19 protein-coding genes and 1 tRNA gene are annotated in these 19,147 nt (G+C 69.1%); 15 read left to right on the forward strand and 5 right to left on the reverse strand.

The annotated features are described in order from the left end of the window. Positions 1-83: 83 nt before the first annotated feature. From ileS to ndk, 4 genes are read left to right on the forward strand one after another with little or no spacing between them, the layout of a single operon-like run. Positions 84-3,461 (forward strand): isoleucine--tRNA ligase, encoded by a 3,378-nt coding sequence (gene ileS / locus VC184_RS07545; RefSeq protein ID WP_323987665.1) that lies wholly within the window; start codon positions 84-86, stop codon positions 3,459-3,461. After that, positions 3,458-4,810: a bifunctional folylpolyglutamate synthase/dihydrofolate synthase gene (locus VC184_RS07550; RefSeq protein WP_274177865.1), complete on the forward strand. Its 1,353-nt coding sequence runs from the start codon at positions 3,458-3,460 to the stop codon at positions 4,808-4,810. Before ileS ends, VC184_RS07550 begins: the two co-directional genes overlap by 4 nt. Further along, positions 4,798-5,199 carry a DUF4233 domain-containing protein gene (locus tag VC184_RS07555; protein ID WP_274177866.1) on the forward strand — a complete coding sequence of 134 codons (402 nt, stop codon included), beginning with the start codon at positions 4,798-4,800 and terminating at the stop codon, positions 5,197-5,199. The genes VC184_RS07550 and VC184_RS07555 overlap by 13 nt, the downstream gene beginning before the upstream one ends. 1 nt (position 5,200) lies before the next feature. Beyond that, positions 5,201-5,617 carry a nucleoside-diphosphate kinase gene (gene ndk, locus VC184_RS07560; RefSeq protein ID WP_114589474.1) on the forward strand — a complete coding sequence of 139 codons (417 nt, stop codon included), beginning with the start codon at positions 5,201-5,203 and terminating at the stop codon, positions 5,615-5,617. A 63-nt stretch (positions 5,618-5,680) separates the two neighbouring features. Here the strand turns inward: ndk and VC184_RS07565 are convergent, their stop codons facing one another. Continuing rightward, positions 5,681-6,280, reverse strand: a complete 600-nt coding sequence (locus VC184_RS07565; RefSeq protein ID WP_274177867.1) for a vitamin K epoxide reductase family protein — start codon at positions 6,278-6,280, stop codon at positions 5,681-5,683. A gap of 277 nt (positions 6,281-6,557) precedes the next feature. Between VC184_RS07565 and VC184_RS07570 the strand changes: the two genes are divergently transcribed. After that, a complete protein-coding gene (locus tag VC184_RS07570) occupies positions 6,558-8,954 on the forward strand; it encodes an Rne/Rng family ribonuclease (protein ID WP_323987738.1) in 2,397 nt (798 codons plus the stop codon). Positions 8,955-8,988: 34 nt separating this feature from the next. Here the strand turns inward: VC184_RS07570 and VC184_RS07575 are convergent, their stop codons facing one another. After that, on the reverse strand, positions 8,989-9,261 hold the full coding sequence (locus VC184_RS07575) for a DUF4031 domain-containing protein (protein WP_323987667.1): 273 nt from the start codon (positions 9,259-9,261) through the stop codon (positions 8,989-8,991). A gap of 231 nt (positions 9,262-9,492) precedes the next feature. Here VC184_RS07575 and rplU point away from each other — a divergent pair, with 231 nt between their 5' ends. From rplU to VC184_RS07625, 10 genes are all read left to right on the forward strand, one after another. Then, the gene (rplU, locus tag VC184_RS07580) at positions 9,493-9,801 is read left to right on the forward strand and encodes a 50S ribosomal protein L21 (protein ID WP_023950787.1); all 309 of its coding nucleotides are present in this window, start codon (positions 9,493-9,495) and stop codon (positions 9,799-9,801) included. A gap of 17 nt (positions 9,802-9,818) precedes the next feature. Further along, positions 9,819-10,076 (forward strand): 50S ribosomal protein L27, encoded by a 258-nt coding sequence (gene rpmA / locus VC184_RS07585; protein ID WP_023950785.1) that lies wholly within the window; start codon positions 9,819-9,821, stop codon positions 10,074-10,076. Between the two features lie 73 nt (positions 10,077-10,149). Then, complete coding sequence (gene obgE / locus VC184_RS07590) at positions 10,150-11,661, forward strand: GTPase ObgE (protein ID WP_274177868.1); 1,512 nt, start codon at positions 10,150-10,152, stop codon at positions 11,659-11,661. Continuing rightward, positions 11,658-12,488: a glutamate 5-kinase gene (proB, locus tag VC184_RS07595; RefSeq protein ID WP_112614714.1), complete on the forward strand. Its 831-nt coding sequence runs from the start codon at positions 11,658-11,660 to the stop codon at positions 12,486-12,488. Before obgE ends, proB begins: the two co-directional genes overlap by 4 nt. 24 nt (positions 12,489-12,512) lie before the next feature. Next, positions 12,513-13,775, forward strand: a complete 1,263-nt coding sequence (locus tag VC184_RS07600; protein ID WP_323987669.1) for a glutamate-5-semialdehyde dehydrogenase — start codon at positions 12,513-12,515, stop codon at positions 13,773-13,775. A gap of 47 nt (positions 13,776-13,822) precedes the next feature. Then, the gene (locus VC184_RS07605; RefSeq protein WP_112614718.1) at positions 13,823-14,050 is read left to right on the forward strand and encodes a hypothetical protein; all 228 of its coding nucleotides are present in this window, start codon (positions 13,823-13,825) and stop codon (positions 14,048-14,050) included. 10 nt (positions 14,051-14,060) lie between these two features. Beyond that, entirely contained in the window at positions 14,061-14,657 is a 597-nt protein-coding gene (nadD, locus tag VC184_RS07610) for a nicotinate-nucleotide adenylyltransferase (RefSeq protein ID WP_094261568.1), read from the forward strand. Continuing rightward, positions 14,654-15,853, forward strand: coding sequence for a prolipoprotein diacylglyceryl transferase (locus VC184_RS07615; RefSeq protein ID WP_323987670.1), 1,200 nt, complete (start codon positions 14,654-14,656; stop codon positions 15,851-15,853). Before nadD ends, VC184_RS07615 begins: the two co-directional genes overlap by 4 nt. Then, positions 15,850-16,239, forward strand: coding sequence for a ribosome silencing factor (rsfS, locus tag VC184_RS07620; protein WP_112614722.1), 390 nt, complete (start codon positions 15,850-15,852; stop codon positions 16,237-16,239). The genes VC184_RS07615 and rsfS overlap by 4 nt, the downstream gene beginning before the upstream one ends. Positions 16,240-16,266: 27 nt before the next feature. Beyond that, positions 16,267-16,342 (forward strand) — tRNA-Ala (locus VC184_RS07625). 101 nt (positions 16,343-16,443) lie between these two features. On the opposite strand, the gene VC184_RS07630 is transcribed toward VC184_RS07625, so the two are convergent. The 3 genes from VC184_RS07630 to VC184_RS07640 are packed head-to-tail and all read right to left on the reverse strand — an operon-like array spanning position 16,444 to position 19,147. Further along, a complete protein-coding gene (locus VC184_RS07630; RefSeq protein ID WP_407667135.1) occupies positions 16,444-17,322 on the reverse strand; it encodes a 3-methyladenine DNA glycosylase in 879 nt (292 codons plus the stop codon). A 37-nt stretch (positions 17,323-17,359) separates the two neighbouring features. Continuing rightward, positions 17,360-18,067 carry an SOS response-associated peptidase gene (locus VC184_RS07635; RefSeq protein ID WP_274177871.1) on the reverse strand — a complete coding sequence of 236 codons (708 nt, stop codon included), beginning with the start codon at positions 18,065-18,067 and terminating at the stop codon, positions 17,360-17,362. A 45-nt stretch (positions 18,068-18,112) separates the two neighbouring features. Continuing rightward, the gene (locus VC184_RS07640) at positions 18,113-19,147 is read right to left on the reverse strand and encodes an App1 family protein (RefSeq protein ID WP_112614726.1); all 1,035 of its coding nucleotides are present in this window, start codon (positions 19,145-19,147) and stop codon (positions 18,113-18,115) included.

Genomic DNA, 19,147 nt, shown 5'->3' on the forward strand with positions numbered 1-19,147 from the left:
GAGAGTGGCCCTCCGGGGCAAGCGGGGTGGTACCGCGGTCGCACGATCGTCCTCGCAGGAAGTCCGACCCTGCGAGAGAAGCCATGACCTATCCGAAGTCCTCTGCTTTCGGCCCCGCCGCCGACAGCGTCGTTCCGAGCCCCCGCTTCCCCGACGTCGAGCGCGACGTGCTGGCGTTCTGGGAGCGCGACGACACCTTCCGCAGCTCCATCGCGCGGCGCGAGGGGGCGCCCGAGTGGGTCTTCTACGACGGCCCTCCGTTCGCGAACGGGCTCCCGCATTACGGCCATCTGCTCACCGGGTACGCGAAGGATGTCTTCCCTCGCTTCCAGACCATGCGCGGTAAGAAGGTCGACCGCGTCTTCGGCTGGGACACCCACGGCCTCCCGGCTGAGCTCGAAGCGATGAAGCAGCTCGGGATCACCGAGAAGAGCGAGATCGAGGCGATGGGCATCGCCGCCTTCAACGACAAGGCGCGCTCATCCGTCCTCGAGTACACGCGCGAGTGGGAGGACTACGTCACCCGGCAGGCGCGGTGGGTCGACTTCGAACGCGGGTACAAGACGCTCGACACGGGCTTCATGGAGTCGGTGCTCTGGGCGTTCAAGGAGCTGTGGGACAAGGACCTCGCCTACGAGGGGCATCGCGTGCTGCCCTACTGCTGGCGCGACGAGACGCCCCTGTCGAACCACGAGCTGCGCATGGACGACGACGTCTACAAGATGCGTCAGGATCCGTCGGTGACCGTCACCTTCCCGCTCGTCGGGGCGAAGGCCGAGTCCCTCGGCCTCACCGGTGTGCGCGCTCTCGCGTGGACGACGACCCCGTGGACGCTGCCCACGAACCTCGCTCTCGCCGTCGGCCCCGGCATCCGCTATGTCGTGCTGCCCGGCGGGCCGGCCGGCGCCGCCGACGTTCATGAGGACCGTGTCGAGGCCGACGCCCACCGCTACCTCCTCGCCGAAGACCTCCTCGCGGGCTACGCGAAGGACCTCGGGTACGGCGACGTTGACGAGGCGCGCGCCGCGATCGAGCGGACCGTTCTCGGCAGCGAGCTCTCGGACGTGCAGTACGACCGGCTCTTCGACTATTACGCGGACACCGACACCTGGGGAACGGGTTCCGCGTGGCGGGTGCTCGTCGACGACTACGTCACCACCACCGACGGCACCGGCATCGTCCACCAGGCCCCGGCCTACGGTGAGGACGACCAGCGCGTGACCGGTGCAGCCGGCATCCCGCTCATCATGAGCCTCGACGACGGCGGGCGCTTCCTCCCGCAGGTCACCGACGTCGCGGGGGAGTTGTGGATGGACGCCAACCGCCCGCTCATCCGCCTCCTGAAGGCCGAGGGCCGTCTCCTTCGCGAGGCGAGCTACGAGCACTCCTACCCGCACTGCTGGCGCTGCCGCAATCCGCTCATCTACAAGGCGGTGTCGAGCTGGTTCGTGCGGGTCACGGCGATCAAGGACCGCCTGCTCGAACTCAACGAGCAGATCACGTGGGCACCCGAGAACGTCAAGCACGGGCAGTTCGGCAAGTGGCTCGAGGGCGCGCGCGACTGGTCCATCAGCCGCAACCGCTTCTGGGGCTCGCCGATCCCGGTCTGGAAGAGCGACGACCCCGAGTACCCGCGAACCGACGTGTACGGCTCGCTCGCCGACATCGAACGCGACTTCGGTCGCCTACCGCGCAACGAGGCGGGCGAGGTCGACCTGCACCGGCCGTTCATCGATGACCTCACGCGTCCGAACCCCGACGACCCCACGGGCCGCTCGACGATGCGCCGCATCGAGGACGTCTTCGACGTATGGTTCGACTCCGGGTCGATGCCGTACGCGCAGGTGCACTACCCCTTCGAGAACCGGGAGTGGTTCGACGAGCACGCGCCGGCCGACTTCATCGTGGAGTACATCGGACAGACTCGCGGCTGGTTCTACGTCATGCACGTGCTCTCGGGTGCGCTGTTCGACCGGCCGGCGTTCTCGGGCGTCGCCTGCCACGGCATCGTGCTGGGCAGCGACGGTCAGAAGATGTCGAAGTCGCTGCGGAACTACCCGGACGTGTCCGAGGTCTTCGATCGCGACGGTTCCGACGCCATGCGGTGGTTCCTGATGGGCTCGTCGGTGCTCCGCGGCGGCAACCTCGTCGTCACCGAAGAGGGCATCCGGGCGGGCGTGAGGGAGTTCCTGCTTCCGCTGTGGAACACCTGGTACTTCTTCGCCACCTATGCCAACGCGGCCGGCGGTGAGGGCGGGGCGGGGTACGAGGCGCGGCGGCGGACCGACTCCACGAACGTGCTCGACCGCTACATCCTGGCGCTGACCGGCGACCTGGTGCGCGATGTCGCAGCCGACCTGGAGGCCCTCGACTCCACGATGGCCGCCGCCAAGCTGCGCGACTTCGCCGAAGCGCTTACGAACTGGTACATCCGCCGCTCCCGCGATCGCTTCTGGGTGGGCGTCGTGCCCGGCGACGATTCCTCGACGGAGGCGTTCGACACCCTCTACACGGTGCTCGAGACGCTGACCCGGGTCGCAGCGCCGCTTCTGCCCCTTGTGAGCGAGCGCGTCTGGCAGGGCCTCACCGGCGGACGGAGCGTTCACCTGGAGGACTGGCCGGACGCGGACGAGTTCGCGCCCGCAGCCGACATCCGTTCGGCTATGGACGCCGTCCGCGAGGTCTCATCGGTGGCCAACGCTTTGCGCAAGAAGGAGGGCAAGCGCGTGCGCCTGCCGCTGCCTCAGCTCACGGTTGCGATGAGTGACGCGGCGTCGCTGGAGCAGTTCGCCGACATCCTCCGCGACGAGCTCAACGTGAAGGATGTCGCTGTGGCCGAGCTTTCGGACGACCTCGCGGCCTCGTATGGCATCAGCCAGCGTCTCTCGGTCAATGCGCGCGTGGCCGGTCCACGACTGGGCAAGCAGGTGCAGCACGTCATCGCGGGTGCCCGGGCGGGCCTGTGGAGCGAGCAGGACGGTGTCGTGACCGTCGACGGCGTCGCGCTCGAGCCCGGCGAGTACGACCTGACCCTCGAAGCGGGAGGGGTGGCGGAAGGCACCGCGATCGCACTGCTGTCGGGCGGCGGGTTCGTCCTGCTCGACACCACCACGACCCCGGAGCTCGAGGCGGAGGGCCTGGCGCGCGACGTGATCCGCGCGGTGCAGGACACCCGGAAGGCCGCCGGCTTCGAAGTCAGCGACCGCATCCGGCTGATGCTGACCTTCGATTCCGACGAGGACGCCGCTGCTGTCGCATCGGCGTTCGATGCCGCCGATGTGGCGGGCGAGACGCTGGCGCGCGAATGGGTGGTGCGCTCACGCACCTCGACCGTTGCCGAGTCTGCGGAGTCCGTCGCCGCGACCGAGCCCGACTTCGAGGCCGTGGTCGCGGCCAAGACCTACGCCAACAGGGGAAACCTCGCCGTGAGCGTCACCCGGCTGACAGGAGAGACCGCATGACCGATCAGGCCCGCGCCGACGCCGTGTACACGGCGCTGCTGCAGCGTCAGGGGGAGCAGTGGGTGCAGCCCCGCGTCGAGCGGACACGACGCGTTCTCGAACTGCTGGACGACCCGCAGCGCACCTACCGCGTCGTGCACGTGACGGGAACGAACGGCAAGACGTCGACGAGCCGGATGATCGAGAGCCTCGTCCGCGCGCACGGGCTGCGCACCGGGCTCTTCACCAGCCCGCACCTCGAGCGCTTCACCGAGCGCATCCTGATCGACGGCGAGCCGATCGCCGACGCCGCGGTCGCCGACGCGTGGGACGAGATCGCTCCCTTCGTCGACCTCGTGGACGCTGAGCTGGATGCGGCGGGTGACGCTCCTCTGACGTTCTTCGAGCTGCTCACCGTCCTCGCCTTCGTCGCGTTCTCCGACGCGCCCGTCGATGTTGCGGTCATCGAGGTGGGCATGGGCGGATCGTGGGACTCGACCAACACCGCCGACGGGGACGTCGCCGTCATCGGCCCCGTCGCGCTCGACCACGCCGACCGCCTCGGCGAGACCATCGCCGAGATCGCCGCGGTCAAAGCGGGCATCATCAAGCCCGGCGCGGCGGTCGTCTCGGCCGTGCAGACACCCGAGGCGGCCGAGCAGATCCGAGCGCGCGCCGCGGAGGCGGCCGCCACCGTCGGGTTCGCCGGCGAGGAGTTCGGTCTGACCGCGCACAGCCTCGCCGTCGGCGGACAGCAGATCAGTGTTCGGGGGCGCGCGGGGGAGTACCCCGAGCTCTACCTGCCGCTTTACGGCTCTCACCAAGCCGAGAACGCCGCCCTCGCGGTCGCCGCGGTCGAAGCTCTCATCGGCGCCGAGGACCAGGCACTCCACGCGGAGGTCGTCGCGGACGGACTGGGCGCTGTCACCTCCCCGGGTCGTCTGCAGCTGCTCGGGATCAGCCCGACCGTGCTCGTCGACAGTGCACATAATCCCCACGGGGCAGCGGCACTCGCGGCGGCGCTGCGCGAGTCGTTCGACTTCGACGAGTGGGGCGTCGTGCTCGGTGTTCTGGGAGACAAGGACGCCGCGGGGATCGTCGAGGCCCTGGCACCGGTCGCCGCGCACGTGTTCGCGACCTCACCGGACTCGGAGCGCGCGTCGGAGCCGACCCTCGTCGCCGATCTTGCCGAGGAGCGCGGACTCGGGGTCACCGAGCACCGCGACCTCGTCGAAGCGGCCGAGGCTGCGCGCGAGTGGGCCGCGGCTGCGGAACGGCGCGCGGTGATCATCGCCGGTTCGGTCGTACTCGCGGGCGAAGCGATCGCCCTCGCCGCCGCAGAGGACTGGAAGTCGGGATGGCAGGCGTGAGACGGCCTCGCGAGCGCCGACGTCGCGGTGCCGCGGAGTCGCTCGGATCGGTCGTCCTCGGTTTCGAATCCATCGTGGTCTTCCTCGGCGGACTGACCGTCTACGGACTCGGTGCGCTGCCGGAGGGCGTCGCCGACTGGTGGGGAGTGGTCGCCGGGGCGGTCCTCGCCGTGACGATGATCGTCACCTCAGGGCTGCTGCGGCACCGATGGGGCATCCTCCTGGGCTGGCTGCTGCAGGTGGTCCTGGCGCTCGGGGTGTTCCTCGTGCCGGCGCTCGGGATCGTCGCGCTGGTTTTCGGCGGCATGTACGCGTATGCGACCATCAAGGGGGCTGCTCTCGACCGGCGGAACGCCGCCCTCGCAGCCGACGAATCGAACGGAGACTGACATGCCCACCGAAGAGACCCTCGTCCTCGTCAAGCCCGACGGTGTGGCCCGCGGCCTCACCGGCGCGATCCTCGCCCGCATCGAGGCGAAGGGCTACGCGCTCGTCGACATCCGGCTCGTCGAACCCGACCGGGAGGTGCTCGAGAAGCATTACGAGGAGCACGCCGGCAAGCCGTTCTACGAACCGCTGCTCGAGTTCATGCAGAGCGGCCCCTCGGTCGCCATCCGCTTGGCCGGCAATCGCGTCATCGAGGGCTTCCGCTCGCTCGCCGGAACCACCGACCCCACGACGGCCGCACCCGGTACGATCCGGGGCGACTTCGGACGCGACTGGGGCCTGGCCGTTCAGCAGAACCTCGTCCACGGCTCCGACAGCCCCGAGTCCGCCGCGCGCGAGCTCGAGATCTGGTTCGGCTGACCGCATCCGCGACATCACGCCCGCCGCTCGACGTCACGACGTCGAGCGGCGGGCGTCGTCGTCTCAGAGGAAGCCGATCCAGTCGAGCCGGACCTGTGCGATCACGGCGATGGCGACGTAGCTGAGCACGGCGAGGAGCGGCACCCAGCCGGTCAGGGTGGCGGCGATCGCTCGGCCTCGACGCGGCAGCGGCACGACACCCGACCTGAGCAGGTGCAGGGTGACGGCGTAGAAGCTCGGGATGGTCACGAACCAGGTGACCATGCACCAGGGGCAGAGCGTTCCGAGAACGAAGATGCTCTGCGAGATCAGCCACACCACGAAGCCGAACGCGAACGCCATGCCCGCCCAGAACAGCAGCCAGAACCACCGGGCGAAGCGTGCGCCCGCGAGGATCGCGGCGCCCACGACGATCGGCGCGACCCAGCCGGTGAGCCCCAGCAGCGGGTTGGGGAAGCCGAAGACCGAACCCTGGGCAGAGGTCAGGTTCGCCCCGCACTGCACGACGAGGTTGAAGTCGCATGATGCCGTGGCCGTGGCGTCCTCGAGCAGGTGGAGCCGCTCTGTCGTCAGCGCGAACGCTGCGATCCACCCGATGACGCCCGCGATCATCAGCCAGACGGCGAGTGCGACAGGGCGGGCGTGGCTACGGGGTGCGGACATGACCGCGATTATCCCATCGGCATCGATGACCCCGCCGCGAGCATCGGCCCCGTGTCCCACGAAGCGACGCGCGTAGTGCGATAATGGATGCCGATGCTCGTCTGCAGCCGCGCTGCGACAGGACATCACGAGAGACTTCGGGCAATGGCTGCCCACGCAGGCCGCGCCGAGAGCCGGCTGCACACCGAGTGAGTTCGCGGCTCGTCCTTCCGGGAGCGACGCCGCCAGAGATGTACCGGGTGGCGCGCGGTGCCGCCCGAAGAGGAGTACGCCAGTGATGGCCGATGATCGCAACGACAGCCCGACCCCCGATGAGCCCGCGAACGCGGTAGACCCCGCCGCAGCCGAGCTCGCTGACGCGGTGACGTCGATCGACGCCACCGAGGAGCACATCGACAGCGGGCGCGCCGCCGAGGATGCCGTGCCGGAACCCGGTTCCGGAATGACCGCGGAGACCGGCACCGAGGGGACGTCTGCCGCACCCGCGCCCGAGTCCCCGCCCGTCGAGGAGGCCGCGCCCTCGGAGGAACCCGTCGTCCCCACCGGCGAGCCGGCGCCCGCCGAAGAAGCTGAGGAGCCGGCCACCGCTGAGGAATCGGCGCCCACGGACGAGCCGGCCGCTTCCGGCCCGCCCACCGCGGTCTCGCTCGGCCTGTTGCCGGCGGAGTTCGTATCGGCGGTGTCCACCGCGCTGCACTTCTACGCGCCCGAGATCGCGCCTCTTCCCGCGCTGCCGGACGACACCGATGACGACGACAACGGATCCTCGTCGAGCTCGAGCAGCTCGCGCCGCCGTGGCCGTCGCCGCGGCGGGTCGAACGGCGACGAGGGCAATGAGCCCGCTCCGCGCCAGCGCGCCGTCGAGCTGATCACCGAGCCCCAGCGCATCAAGGGCTCCACTCGCCTGGAGGCGAAGAAGCAGCGTCGCCGCGACGGGCGGGAAGCCGGTCGTCGACGCACCGTCGTCACCGAGGCGGAGTTCCTCGCGCGACGCGAAGCGGTCGACCGCGTCATGGTCGTGCGCTCGAAGAGCGGCCGCATCCAGATCGCCGTGCTCGAGGACAACGTGCTCGTCGAGCACTACGTCGCGCGCAACCAGGACGCTTCCCTCATCGGCAACGTCTACCTCGGCCGCGTGCAGAACGTCCTGCCGAGCATGGAAGCCGCGTTCGTCGACATCGGGCGTGGCCGCAACGCCGTGCTGTACTCGGGCGAGGTCGACTGGGATGCCGTCGAGACGGGCAACCAGCCCCGTCGCATCGAGCTCGCCTTGAAGTCGGGCGACCGCGTCCTCGTGCAGGTCACGAAGGACCCCGTCGGCCACAAGGGCGCGCGCCTCACCAGCCAGATCTCGTTGCCCGGCCGCTACCTCGTGTACGTCCCCGGCGGTGCGATGAACGGCATCTCTCGCAAGCTGCCCGACACCGAGCGGGCGCGTCTCAAGCGCATCCTCAAAGAGGTGCTCCCGGAGTCCTCGGGTGTGATCGTGCGCACCGCCGCCGAGGGCGCGACCGAGGATCAGCTGACGCGCGACGTTCAGCGCCTCACCTCGCAGTGGGAGCACATCAGCTCGCAGCTCGAGAAGATCCAGGCGCCGGCCCTCCTGCACTCCGAGCCCGATCTGCTGGTGAAGATCGTGCGCGACGTCTTCAACGAGGACTTCTCGCGAATGCTCATCCAGGGTGACGAGGCGTACTCGACGATCACCTCCTACCTCACCGGCGTCGCTCCCGATCTCCTGGAGCGCGTCGAGAAGTACGAGGACGAGCAGGACCCGTTCGACGCGTTCCGCGTGACCGAACAGATCGAGAAGGCCCTCGACCGCAAGGTGTGGCTGCCTTCCGGAGGTTCGCTCGTGATCGACCGCACCGAAGCGATGACCGTGGTCGATGTCAACACCGGCAAGTTCGTCGGTTCCGGGGGCAACCTCGAAGAGACCGTCACCAAGAACAACCTCGAGGCTGCGGAAGAGATCGTCCGCCAGCTTCGTCTGCGCGACATCGGCGGCATCATCGTCGTCGACTTCATCGACATGGTGCTCGAATCGAACCGCGATCTCGTCCTGCGGCGCCTCATCGAATGCCTGAGCCGCGACCGCACCAAGCATCAGGTCGCGGAGGTCACCTCTCTCGGTCTCGTCCAGATGACGCGCAAGAAGCTGGGCCTCGGGTTGCTGGAGACATTCAGCGAGGCGTGCGACGTATGTGCTGGCCGCGGGGTCGTCGTTCACCACGACCCGGTCGTCAAGCACCGCGGTGGCGGAGCTCAGGGCGGCAACGGCAACGGCAACGGCTCGGCGCGGCGCGGTCGCGGCTCCGGCAACGCGGCACCGGCTCCCGCGAACGGTGGCACCCACGTCATCACCGAGGGCGCGAAGTCGGCCCTGGCGCAGATCGCTGCCTCGACGATCCAGGCGACCGCGGCCGATGAGGATGCCGAGATCATCGCGGCTCCCGTCGAGGCCGAGCCTGCGCCCGTCGAGCGCCCGAAGAAGCCCCGTCGCAAGAAGGCCGAGCCCAAGGCGCCGCGGACCGAGAAGGATCTTCTCCTCGACTCGGTCCTCAACGCGCTTCCCGAGCCCAAGGCGCCCGGTCAGGGACGAGGACGTCGTCGCGTGACCACGGCCGCTCTCAGCGGCACCCCGGTGTCGGCTGCGCCGGCTTCGGACGACTGACGCCCATCGTCGAGACGAACGCCGCGGGATCGCTTCAGATCCCGCGGCGTTCGCGCGCTGTGACCCTCAGCCCGGAGGCGATGAGCCGGCGTACGAGCTCGTGGCCAGAGACGTGCTGGGCGCCGCCGGCGATGAGGCGCTCGAATGCCGAATCGGGGACGTCGTAGTGGTCGAGGTCGAATGCCCGCGCGGGCAGATCATGGCGTCGCGCGAAGGCATGGAGCTCATCGAGGTCCGTGTCGCTGACCAGGTGCGACCACAGGCGGCCGTGGGCCGGCCAGCGCGGATCGTCGATGAGGATCACCATCCTCCGATCCTAGGGAGCGCCTCGCTCGGCGGCTCCGAAGCGACACACCCGGCCGTCCTTTTGCCGGATCTCCCGGCATCCGGTAAAGTGGACCCTTGGTGCAGCGAGTCCGTCGACGTCCCGTCACGATTGCGGCTCAGCCACAGGATCCTCTGGGGCACGCGCACCAAGACTTTCCAGTCTCGCAAAGACAATCGGAGCCGTGCGCTCCACAGAAGAAACAGGTGTGAAGTGGTTTACGCAGTTGTGCGCGCCGGCGGCCGTCAGGAGAAGGTCGAGGTCGGCACGATCGTCGTCCTCGATCGTCAGGCGGCTCAGATCGGTGACAAGCTCGAGCTTCCCGCCGTTCTCCTCGTCGACGGCGACGCCGTGACCACCGACGCTGACAAGCTCGCGAAGGTCACGGTCACCGCCGAGGTTCTCGGTGAGGAGCGCGGCCCGAAGATCGTGATCCAGAAGTTCAAGAACAAGACCGGCTACAAGAAGCGCCAGGGCCACCGTCAGGACCTCACGCGCGTCAAGATCACCGGCATCAAGTAAGCCAGGGAGACGCAGAGATGGCACACAAAAAGGGCGCAAGCTCCACCCGTAACGGTCGTGACTCCAACGCACAGCGCCTCGGCGTGAAGCGCTTCGGCGGCCAGGCCGTCAACGCCGGCGAGATCCTCGTCCGCCAGCGCGGCACGCACTTCCACCCCGGCGCCAACGTCGGCCGTGGCGGCGACGACACCCTGTTCGCACTTGCGGCCGGTGCCGTCGAGTTCGGCACGAAGGGCGGCCGCAAGGTCGTCAACATCGTGGCGGCTGCCGAGTAATTCGGACCAGACCACTTCGCGGCGAGGGGCGGGCTTCGGCTCGCCCCTCGCCCTGTTTTCCAGGAGGCACCGCATGGTGACGTTCGTCGACCGGGTCACGCTGCATCTGCGTGCCGGCAAGGGCGGCAACGGCTGCGTGTCGGTGCGCCGCGAGAAGTTCAAGCCGCTCGCCGGCCCCGACGGAGGCAACGGCGGTGACGGCGGCGACGTCGTCCTCGTCGCTGATCCCCAGGTGACGACGCTTCTGTCGTATCACCACTCGCCCCACCGGTCGGGCGGCAACGGCGGCTTCGGCATGGGCGACAACCGCTCGGGCGCGGCGGGGGAGCACCTCGAGCTCCCCGTCCCTGTCGGCACGGTCGTCAAGTCGCCCGAGGGCGAGACGCTCGTCGACATGGTGACCCCGGGCATGCGTTTCGTCGTGGCTCCGGGTGGACAGGGCGGCCTCGGCAACGCGGCACTGGCGTCTCCCAAGCGAAAGGCTCCCGGCTTCGCGCTGCTGGGAACCCCGGGCTGGGAAGGCGATGTCCAGCTCGAGCTGAAGACGGTCGCCGACATCGCACTGGTCGGGTTCCCCTCCGCGGGCAAGTCGAGCCTCATTGCGGCGATGTCCGCCGCCCGCCCGAAAATCGCCGATTACCCGTTCACGACGCTGCATCCCAACCTCGGCGTCGTCCAGGCCGGCGACATCCGCTACACGATCGCAGACGTGCCGGGCCTCATCGAGGGCGCGAGCGAGGGACGCGGACTCGGTCTCGAGTTCCTGCGCCATGTGGAGCGCTGCTCGGCCCTGGTGCACGTGCTCGATTGCGCGACGCTGGAGCCGGGACGCGATCCCCTCACCGACCTCGACGTCATCCTCGCCGAGCTCGGCGCGTATCCGGTTCCCGAGGGTCAGGTGCCGCTGCTGGAGCGCCCGCAGCTCATCGCTCTCAACAAGACCGACGTCCCCGAGGCTCGCGATCTCGCTGACCTCGTGCGTCCCGACCTCGAAGCCCGCGGCTACCGCGTGTTCGAGATCTCGACCGTGAGCCGTCAGGGTCTGCGCGAGCTCTCGTTCGCCATGGCCGAGCTCGTCGCCGAGCACCGTGTCGCCGCCGCTGCCGAGGTTCCCGCAGAACGGATCGTCATCCGCCCCAAGGGCGCCGAACGCGACTTCACTATCCGCGTCGAAGGCGGCACCTACGGCAACGTCTACCGCATCCTCGGCGCCAAGCCGGTGCGCTGGGTGCAGCAGACCGACTTCCAGAACGAGGAAGCGGTGGGCTTCCTCGCCGATCGTCTCGACAAGCTCGGCATCGAGGACGAGCTGTTCCGGCTCGGTGCGACCCCGGGCTCGACGGTCGTGATCGGCGAGGGCGACGGCATCGTCTTCGACTGGCATCCGTCGCTGTCGTCGGCCGCTGAGCTCATGACCGCTCCGCGCGGCACCGATCCGCGTCTCGACCTCAATCCGCGCCGGACGTCGAATGAGCGTCGCGAGCGGTACCGCGAGCGGATGGATGCCAAGGCTGAGGCTCGGGCGGAACTCGAGGCAGAGCGCCGCGCTGAGAAGTCGCGAGGTGTCGCAGAGGACGACGCGTGAGCCTGCTCGCGCGCCGGGAGCTCAACGGTGCCCGACGCGTGGTCGTGAAGGTCGGCTCCTCCTCGATCAGCGGGGACAACGCGGGCAAGATCGACTCCCTCGTCGACGCGCTGGCAGAGGCGCACGCCCGCGGCACCGAGGTCGTGCTCGTCTCGTCGGGCGCGATCGCGACCGGCATGCCGTACCTTCGTCTCGACGAGCGCCCGACCGACCTCGCCACCCAGCAGGCAGCAGCGGCCGTCGGGCAGAACGTCCTGGTCTATCGCTACCTGGACGCCCTGCGACAGTACGGCATCGTCGCGGGCCAGGTGCTGTTGACCGCCGGGGACTTCGACGACCCGACGCACCGATCGAACGCACGCCGCGCGATGGAGCGGTTGCTGGGGCTCCGCATCCTTCCCATCGTCAACGAGAACGACACCGTCGCGACACACGAGATCCGTTTCGGTGACAACGACCGGCTCGCGGCTCTCGTCTCGCGCCTCGTCGGGGCGGACGCCCTCGTGCTGCTCAGCGATATCGCCTGCCTCTACACCCGGCCGCCGAGCGAGCCGGGCGCGCGCCCCATCGAGACCGTCTCCTTCGATGACGACCTCAGCGGGTACGAATTCGGCGCGACGGTGGTCAACAGCGTCGGCACCGGCGGTGCCGCAACGAAGGCTTCGGCCGCGCGGCTGGCCGCCGAGGGCGGGGTCGCGGCGCTCGTGACGAGCATCGACCTCGCCAGCGAAGCCCTCGCGGGTGCGGATGTCGGCACGTGGTTCGAGGCGAATCCCGCGCCCGCGCTGATCACCGGTACCGGGGCGATCGGCGTCGGTCAGGGCTGAGGCCGCCGTCGCTAGACTGGCGTGATGACCACAGCCGTCGCATCCGACGTCGCCGAGCGCCTGGGCGCCGCGAAACGGGCGAGCCGCTCGATCGGCCTTCTGGACGATGCCGCCAAGACCCTGCTCCTCGACGGCATCGCCGACGCGTTGATCGCCGACACCGCCCGCATCGTCACGGCGAACCGCGATGACCTGGAGCACGGCGAGGCGGACGGGATCTCTGCCGGTCTGCGCGACCGCCTCATGCTCGACGAGGCACGCGTCGCGTCCCTCGCGCGTGCTGTGCGCGATGTGGCACGCCTCCCGGATCCTGTCGGGCGTGTGCTCGATGAGCGCGAGCTGCCGGGCGGCGTGCGACTCCAGAAGGTGTCCGTGCCCTTCGGCGTCGTCGCCTCCATCTACGAAGCCCGGCCGAACGTCACGGTGGACATCACGGCGCTCGCGCTGCGCTCAGGAAACGCCGTCGTCCTGCGCGGCGGCTCCGCAGCGCAGTCGACCAACGCCGCGCTGATCGAGGCGATGCGGGGTGCGCTGCAGCGAGCCGGGGTCGACCCCGACGGCATCCAGACCGTCGATGACTTCGGCCGCGACGGCGCGCGGGCGCTCATGCGGGCCCGGGGCCTCGTCGACGTCCTGGTTCCTCGCGGCAGTGCCCAGCTCATCGAGACCGTCGTTACCGAGTCGACGGTGCCGGTCATCGAGACCGGAGCCGGGGTCGTCCACATCGTCCTCGACGAGTCCGCTCCGCTCGAGTGGGCGCGCGAGATCGTCGTGAACGCGAAAGCGCAGCGGCCGAGCGTCTGCAATGCGGTCGAGACCGTGCTCGTCGTGCGGTCGGCGGCCGACCGTCTGGTTCCGCCCGTGTCCGCGGCGCTCATCGGCGCAGGAGTCACGATCCACGGCGACGATGACGTGCGCCGCCTCGTGCCCGCCGCCGTTCCCGCAACGGACGACGACTGGGCGACCGAGCACATGAGCCTCGACCTCGCCATGCGCGTGGTCGACGATCTCGACGAGGCTCTCGACCATATCCGTCGCTACTCGACGATGCACACCGAGGCCATCGTGACCGCCGACGATGCGAATGCCGAGCGCTTCCTCGCTGAAGTGGACGCCGCTGTCGTCATGGCGAACGCGTCGACGCGGTTCACCGACGGGGGCGAGTTCGGCTTCGGTGCCGAGGTCGGCATCTCGACTCAGAAGCTGCATGCCCGGGGCCCGATGGGACTTCCTGAGCTGACCAGCACGAAGTGGCTCGCGCGCGGCGCCGGGCAGACGCGCGCCTGACCACCTAAACTTGATACGCGCCGCCGCGCGAAACGAACGGAGCCACGATGACCCTCGCCACGATCACCGCATTCGCCGCCGAGCAGACCGAGCACCACGGCAATGTGCAGGCGGAGACGATGATCTTCGGCGTCATCGCCCTGGTCATCTTCCTCGCTCTCGGTCTCGTGACGCTGTCGTACCGCAACGTCGCCAACCGCCACGACGGCAAGGCCGAGGCCTACGCCGCCGCTCACGGCAAGCAACTGACGCAGTCGGAGAACGGCCACCACTGAGGCCGCACCGATGACGGGAACGCGTGCGCCGCGTATCGGCGTGATGGGCGGCACGTTCGACCCGATTCATCATGGGCACCTGGTGGCCGCGAGCGAGGTCGCGCAGTCGTTCGATCTGGACGAAGTCATCTTCGTGCCGACGGGAACGCCGTGGCAGAAGTCGTTCGTGTCGCCGGGGGAGCATCGGTACCTCATGACGGTCATCGCGACGGCCTCGAACCCGATGTTCACGGTGAGTCGCGTCGACATCGACCGCGACGGTCCGACGTACACGATCGACACACTGCGCGATCTGAAGGCACAACGTCCCGACGCCGACTTCTTCTTCATCACCGGAGCTGACGCCATCGCGCAGATTCTCAGCTGGCGGAACCATGATGAACTGTGGGAGCTCGCGCATTTCGTCGCCGTCTCGCGTCCCGGCCACACGCTTTCCAGTGCCGGACTGCCCAGTGATGACGTGAGCCTGCTCGAGATCCCCGCGCTGGCCATTTCGTCGACCGACTGCCGGGCACGAGTCGGACGCGGACATCCGGTGTGGTACCTCGTTCCAGACGGGGTCGTCCAATACATTGCGAAGCATCATCTCTATCGGAGCAAGGCATGAGCGACAACGAGCAACAGCCACCGACTCCGCAGCTGACGCGCCGACAACTGCGTGAGCTGCGCAACACGGCTTCCAATCCGATCATCGTCGACCCTGACGCCACCGACGACGCGTCGGCGACCGGAGCGGAGCTGACGCCAGCCCCGGTGCCGCTGCCGCGTGCTGCGGAGCCGGTCGAGGTTCCCCCGGCGCCCGTCCCGCAGACGTCTGTCGATCTCGGCTCGCCCGCGCTGACCCGCCGCCAGGCTCGCCTGCAGGAGAAGATCCGCACGGCATCCATCCCTGTCGTGACAGCGACCGGCGAGCACCCGACCGTGGCGGCCGAATCCGACGACTCCGACGCGTCCGGTCCACACGGCGCCGATGAAGCGGCTCGAGCGGTCGAGTCGGATGCCGCCGACGAGGATGCCCAGGACCGCGCCGAGCTCGACGCCCCCGGGGCTGACGGTGAGGCCGAGGCGGCCGATGGTGCGGATGCCGAAACGGAAGCCGCCTCCCCGGACGTCACTGACGCTGTGGTCGAGACCGAGTCCGAGGCAGCGGGCTCCGAGGCTGTCGAGGCGGAGCAGACCGTCCCCGAAGAGTCCATCTCCGAGCACGACAGCGCCGCGCACGAAATCGCCGAGGACGATGTTGTCGGTGACGACGAGCGCGCGATCGACGAGACCGCGGATGAAGAGGAACCAGAGCGCCACGTCGTCTCGAACGACCTCGGCGCCGATCTGCTCGCGGGGGAGTCCGCCGCCAGCGACGTGCCCGCATCGTTCGATCAGCTGCTGTCGCGCAGTGCCGCGGCGACGGGCGCGTTCACGACGCCGAACGCACTGATCCTCGCCGAGAACCCCGACGGCGGCCCGCTGGTCGCACCCGTGACCGCGACCGGCGAGGTTCTGATCACCGGGACGTTCACGCTGCCCGAGAACTTCGGTTCGACCGGTGTCGTCCCGGGCGTTGCGGACGGCAAGGAGGTCGATGCGGTTCTCGTGGACGGCGAGCTGCCGGCGTCGTCCTCGCCCACTCCCATCGCCGCGAGCGCGGCCATCTCGACCATCAAGAGCGCCGAGGACGTCATTCGTCCGCCGGCGCCGGAGAAGGGCAGCCGCTGGACGGTCGCCCTCGCCATCACCGCGGGGGCCCTCGCCCTCGCCCTGGCGGGCGTTCTGCTCGTCTCGCTTTTCACAGGAGTCTTCGGATGAGTTCACAAGCAGTCATCGACATGGTCGCCGTCGCCGCGACGGCCGCAGAATCGAAGGGCGGCGAAGACCTCGTTGCCCTCGACGTGTCGCAGCCCCTCCCGCTCGTCGATGCGTTCCTGCTCGTCAGTGGGAACAGCGAGCGCAATGTCGCCGCGATCGCCGATGCGGTCGAGGAGAGCATGCTCGAGGCCGGCCACAAGCGTCTGCGCCGGGAGGGCCGCACCGAGTCGCGCTGGGTGCTGCTCGACTTCGGAGACCTCGTCGTTCACGTGTTCCACGAGCAGGAGCGCGTCTACTACGGGCTCGAGCGCCTGTGGAAGGACTGCCCGGTCATCCCGATCGAGGCCGCCGTGGTCACGAGCACCCCTGGAGATGTTGTAAGCTAAATGAGTTGCCGCGAGAGCGGAAACCATGGGCCTGTGGCGCAGCTGGTAGCGCACCTGCATGGCATGCAGGGGGTCAGGGGTTCGAGTCCCCTCAGGTCCACCAAGTCCCCGCTTCGGCGGGGATTTCGTGTTTTTACGGCGGTGGTGTCGCCCGAGTGGCGGAGTTCTGCGGCTCGGGCGACACACCCGGCGTGACTCGAATGCTCAGACGGCCGCTGCGGCGTCGACCACGTCGAGCACCGCGGCGCGCAACGCTTGACCGCGGGCGCTCAGCAGCCGCTGCTGGCGCACGTACTCGGCCTTGCCGTCGGCAGTCTCGATCGCAACGGGGGAGTAGCCCCAGTCACGCAGATCGTAGGGCGAGGCGCGCATATCGAGTTCGCGGATGTCGCGAGCCAGAACGAAGGCGTCCAGGAGCAGATGTCCGGGAACGAGGGGCCCGAGCTTCAGCATCCATTTGTAGACGTCCATGCCGGCGTGCAGGCAACCCGGCTGCTCGCGTGCGACGGCCCCTTCTCGGTCGAGCGGTTCGCGATTGAGCGGCACGGCCTCGGGCGTGAAGAACCGGAACGCGTCGAAGTGCGTGCAGCGCAGGTCGTGGGCCTCGACGACGGCATCCGTTCCCGCCGCGCCCAGCCGGAGCGGGATCTCGTGGCGCGTGGCATCGGTCCGGTAGACCATCGCCCACTCATGGAGGCCGAAGCAGCCGAAGACCCCCGCGCGGTCGCGCGTTGCGCGGAGGAGTCCCGTCACACCGCGGTACAGTGACGCGCGCTCCTGGCGGAACTGCTCGTCTGCGACACGCACGTTGCGGCCGCCGACGATCTCATACCAGCGCCAGCCGCCGCGCTGGTCCGCGCCGCCGTTCAGGACGACACCGGGGCCTGGATGCCAGCGCCGGAGAATGGCCGGCTTGTAGGAGTAATACGTGAACAGGAAGTCCTCGACCGGGTGCTTCTCAGCGCGCGAAGCGCGCCGCCGGTGCGCCTCCGTGAGCGCATCAGCGCGCTCCGCGTGCTCGTCGGCGAGCTGATGCCATGTCTCAGGCGCCAACTGCACGGGGGCGGAGAGGCGGAGCGTCACCTCTCGAGGATAGACACCGGTGCGCTGGGAAACCGCGTCACGCCGGCTCGATGAGCGATGGATCGTCATTGCGCACGTTTCCCACAGCGGAGCCGACGGCGAACCAGGTGAGCGTGTCGACGACGGCCGGAGCCGCCTCGGACACCGCGTCGAGCAGGTCGGCCGGGTATTCGGTGGTGGGATCGAGCCAAACATCGGCATACTCGGCGTCAATCATCAGCGGCATGCGGTCGTGAATCTCGGCCAGACCGCCGACCGCTGAGCGCGTCAGGATGGTGAAGCTCAGCAGCCACCGGCCCGGGTCGTCGACGGGGCGCGACGGGTCTTTCCACCATTCGTAGAGCCCGGCGAAGAAGAGCGGCTCACCGTTCTCGGGCCGGACGAAGTGAGGCGTCTTCGCACCGCCGTGATCTCGCCACTCGTAATAGCCCGATGCCGGGATGACGGCCCGGCGCGAGACCAGCGCATCGCGGAACGTCGGCTTCTCCGCCGCTTCTTCGGACCGGGCGTTGAACGCCCGCGATCCGACCGACGGATCTTTGGCCCAGCCGGGCACGAGGCCCCAGCGGGCGGAGGCGAGGCGACGCGTCGGAGGCTCGGTCTTGACCGAGTCGAGCACGATCGTCGCCTGCGCTGTCGGCGCGATGTTGAACGACGGACGGGGCAGATCGTCGGGGACGACTTCGGCGTGCAGAACGCTCGCGAGCTCGGAACCGACGCGGGCTACGACGAAACGACCGCACATGTCTTCAGCGTAGGGCGCCCGTGCGACATCCGGGCGATGCCGACCTCAGTCGCGCGCGATCACGCCGACATCGGCGAGCCGGTCGAGCAGCGCCGCTCCATCCGAGCCGGAGACCCACGGCACCTGCGCCGCGGAGTGATCGTTCACCGCGGTGCGGCCACCGGCGAGAACCGCCTCCGCCGGTGACAGTCGACGGATCGCAACAGCACGCACCCGATCGGGGTACTCACTGGCGAACGCCGTGTAGAGGGCGTCGTCGTGCTGGCCGTCGTCGCCGACCAGGAGCCAGCGTACATGCGGGAACTCCTTCGCGAGGCGGCGCAGGTTCTCGGCCTTGTGATCACGTCCGCTGCGGAACCAGCGGTCGTGGGTCGGCCCCCAGTCGGTGAGCAGCATCGGTCCCGAGGGGAAGACATGGCGTCGCAGGAATCGGATGAGGGTCGGCGCGACGTTCCACGCGCCGGTCGACAGATAGATCACCGGGCTGCCCGGACGGTCGCGCGTCAGCCGCTCGAGCATGACGGCCATCCCGGGCACCGGTTGGCGCGCGTGCTCGTCGAGGACGAACGAGTTCCATGCCGCCACGAAGGGACGCGGCAGAGCGGTCACCATGACCGTGTCGTCGATGTCGGAGATGATTCCGAAGTCGGTGTCGCCGGAGATCACGAAGACGCGGGTCTCGATGACCTCGCTGCCTTCGACGGTCATCGAAATCGTCTGCCAGCCCGGCTCGAGGGCTCCGGGCAGCTCGACGTCGATGACGCCGCCGCGATCGGCCACGATCTCATGCGTCGTACCCGCGACGGTGACCCTCACCTGCGCGAACGCCACCGGGACCGACGCGAAGCTGCGCCACCCACGGACCGAGGCGTATTCGCCACCCTTCGCGGGGCGCTTCTTCGGTGCGATCAGCACGCGTCCGAGGACACGGACCCAGCCGTCGCCGCCATAGCCGGGGTACGCGGCGACGGTCGGTCGTTGACCGCGCGCGCGGGCGCGTCGTTCGCGCCACGAGTGGAAGCGGCGCTCGAGGCGCGCCAACCACAGGATCTTCTTCCGTGGTGCGGGTGAGGAAGCCAT

The sequence above is a fragment of the Microbacterium plantarum genome (assembly GCF_035231185.1).
Lineage (GTDB): Bacteria > Actinomycetota > Actinomycetes > Actinomycetales > Microbacteriaceae > Microbacterium > Microbacterium plantarum.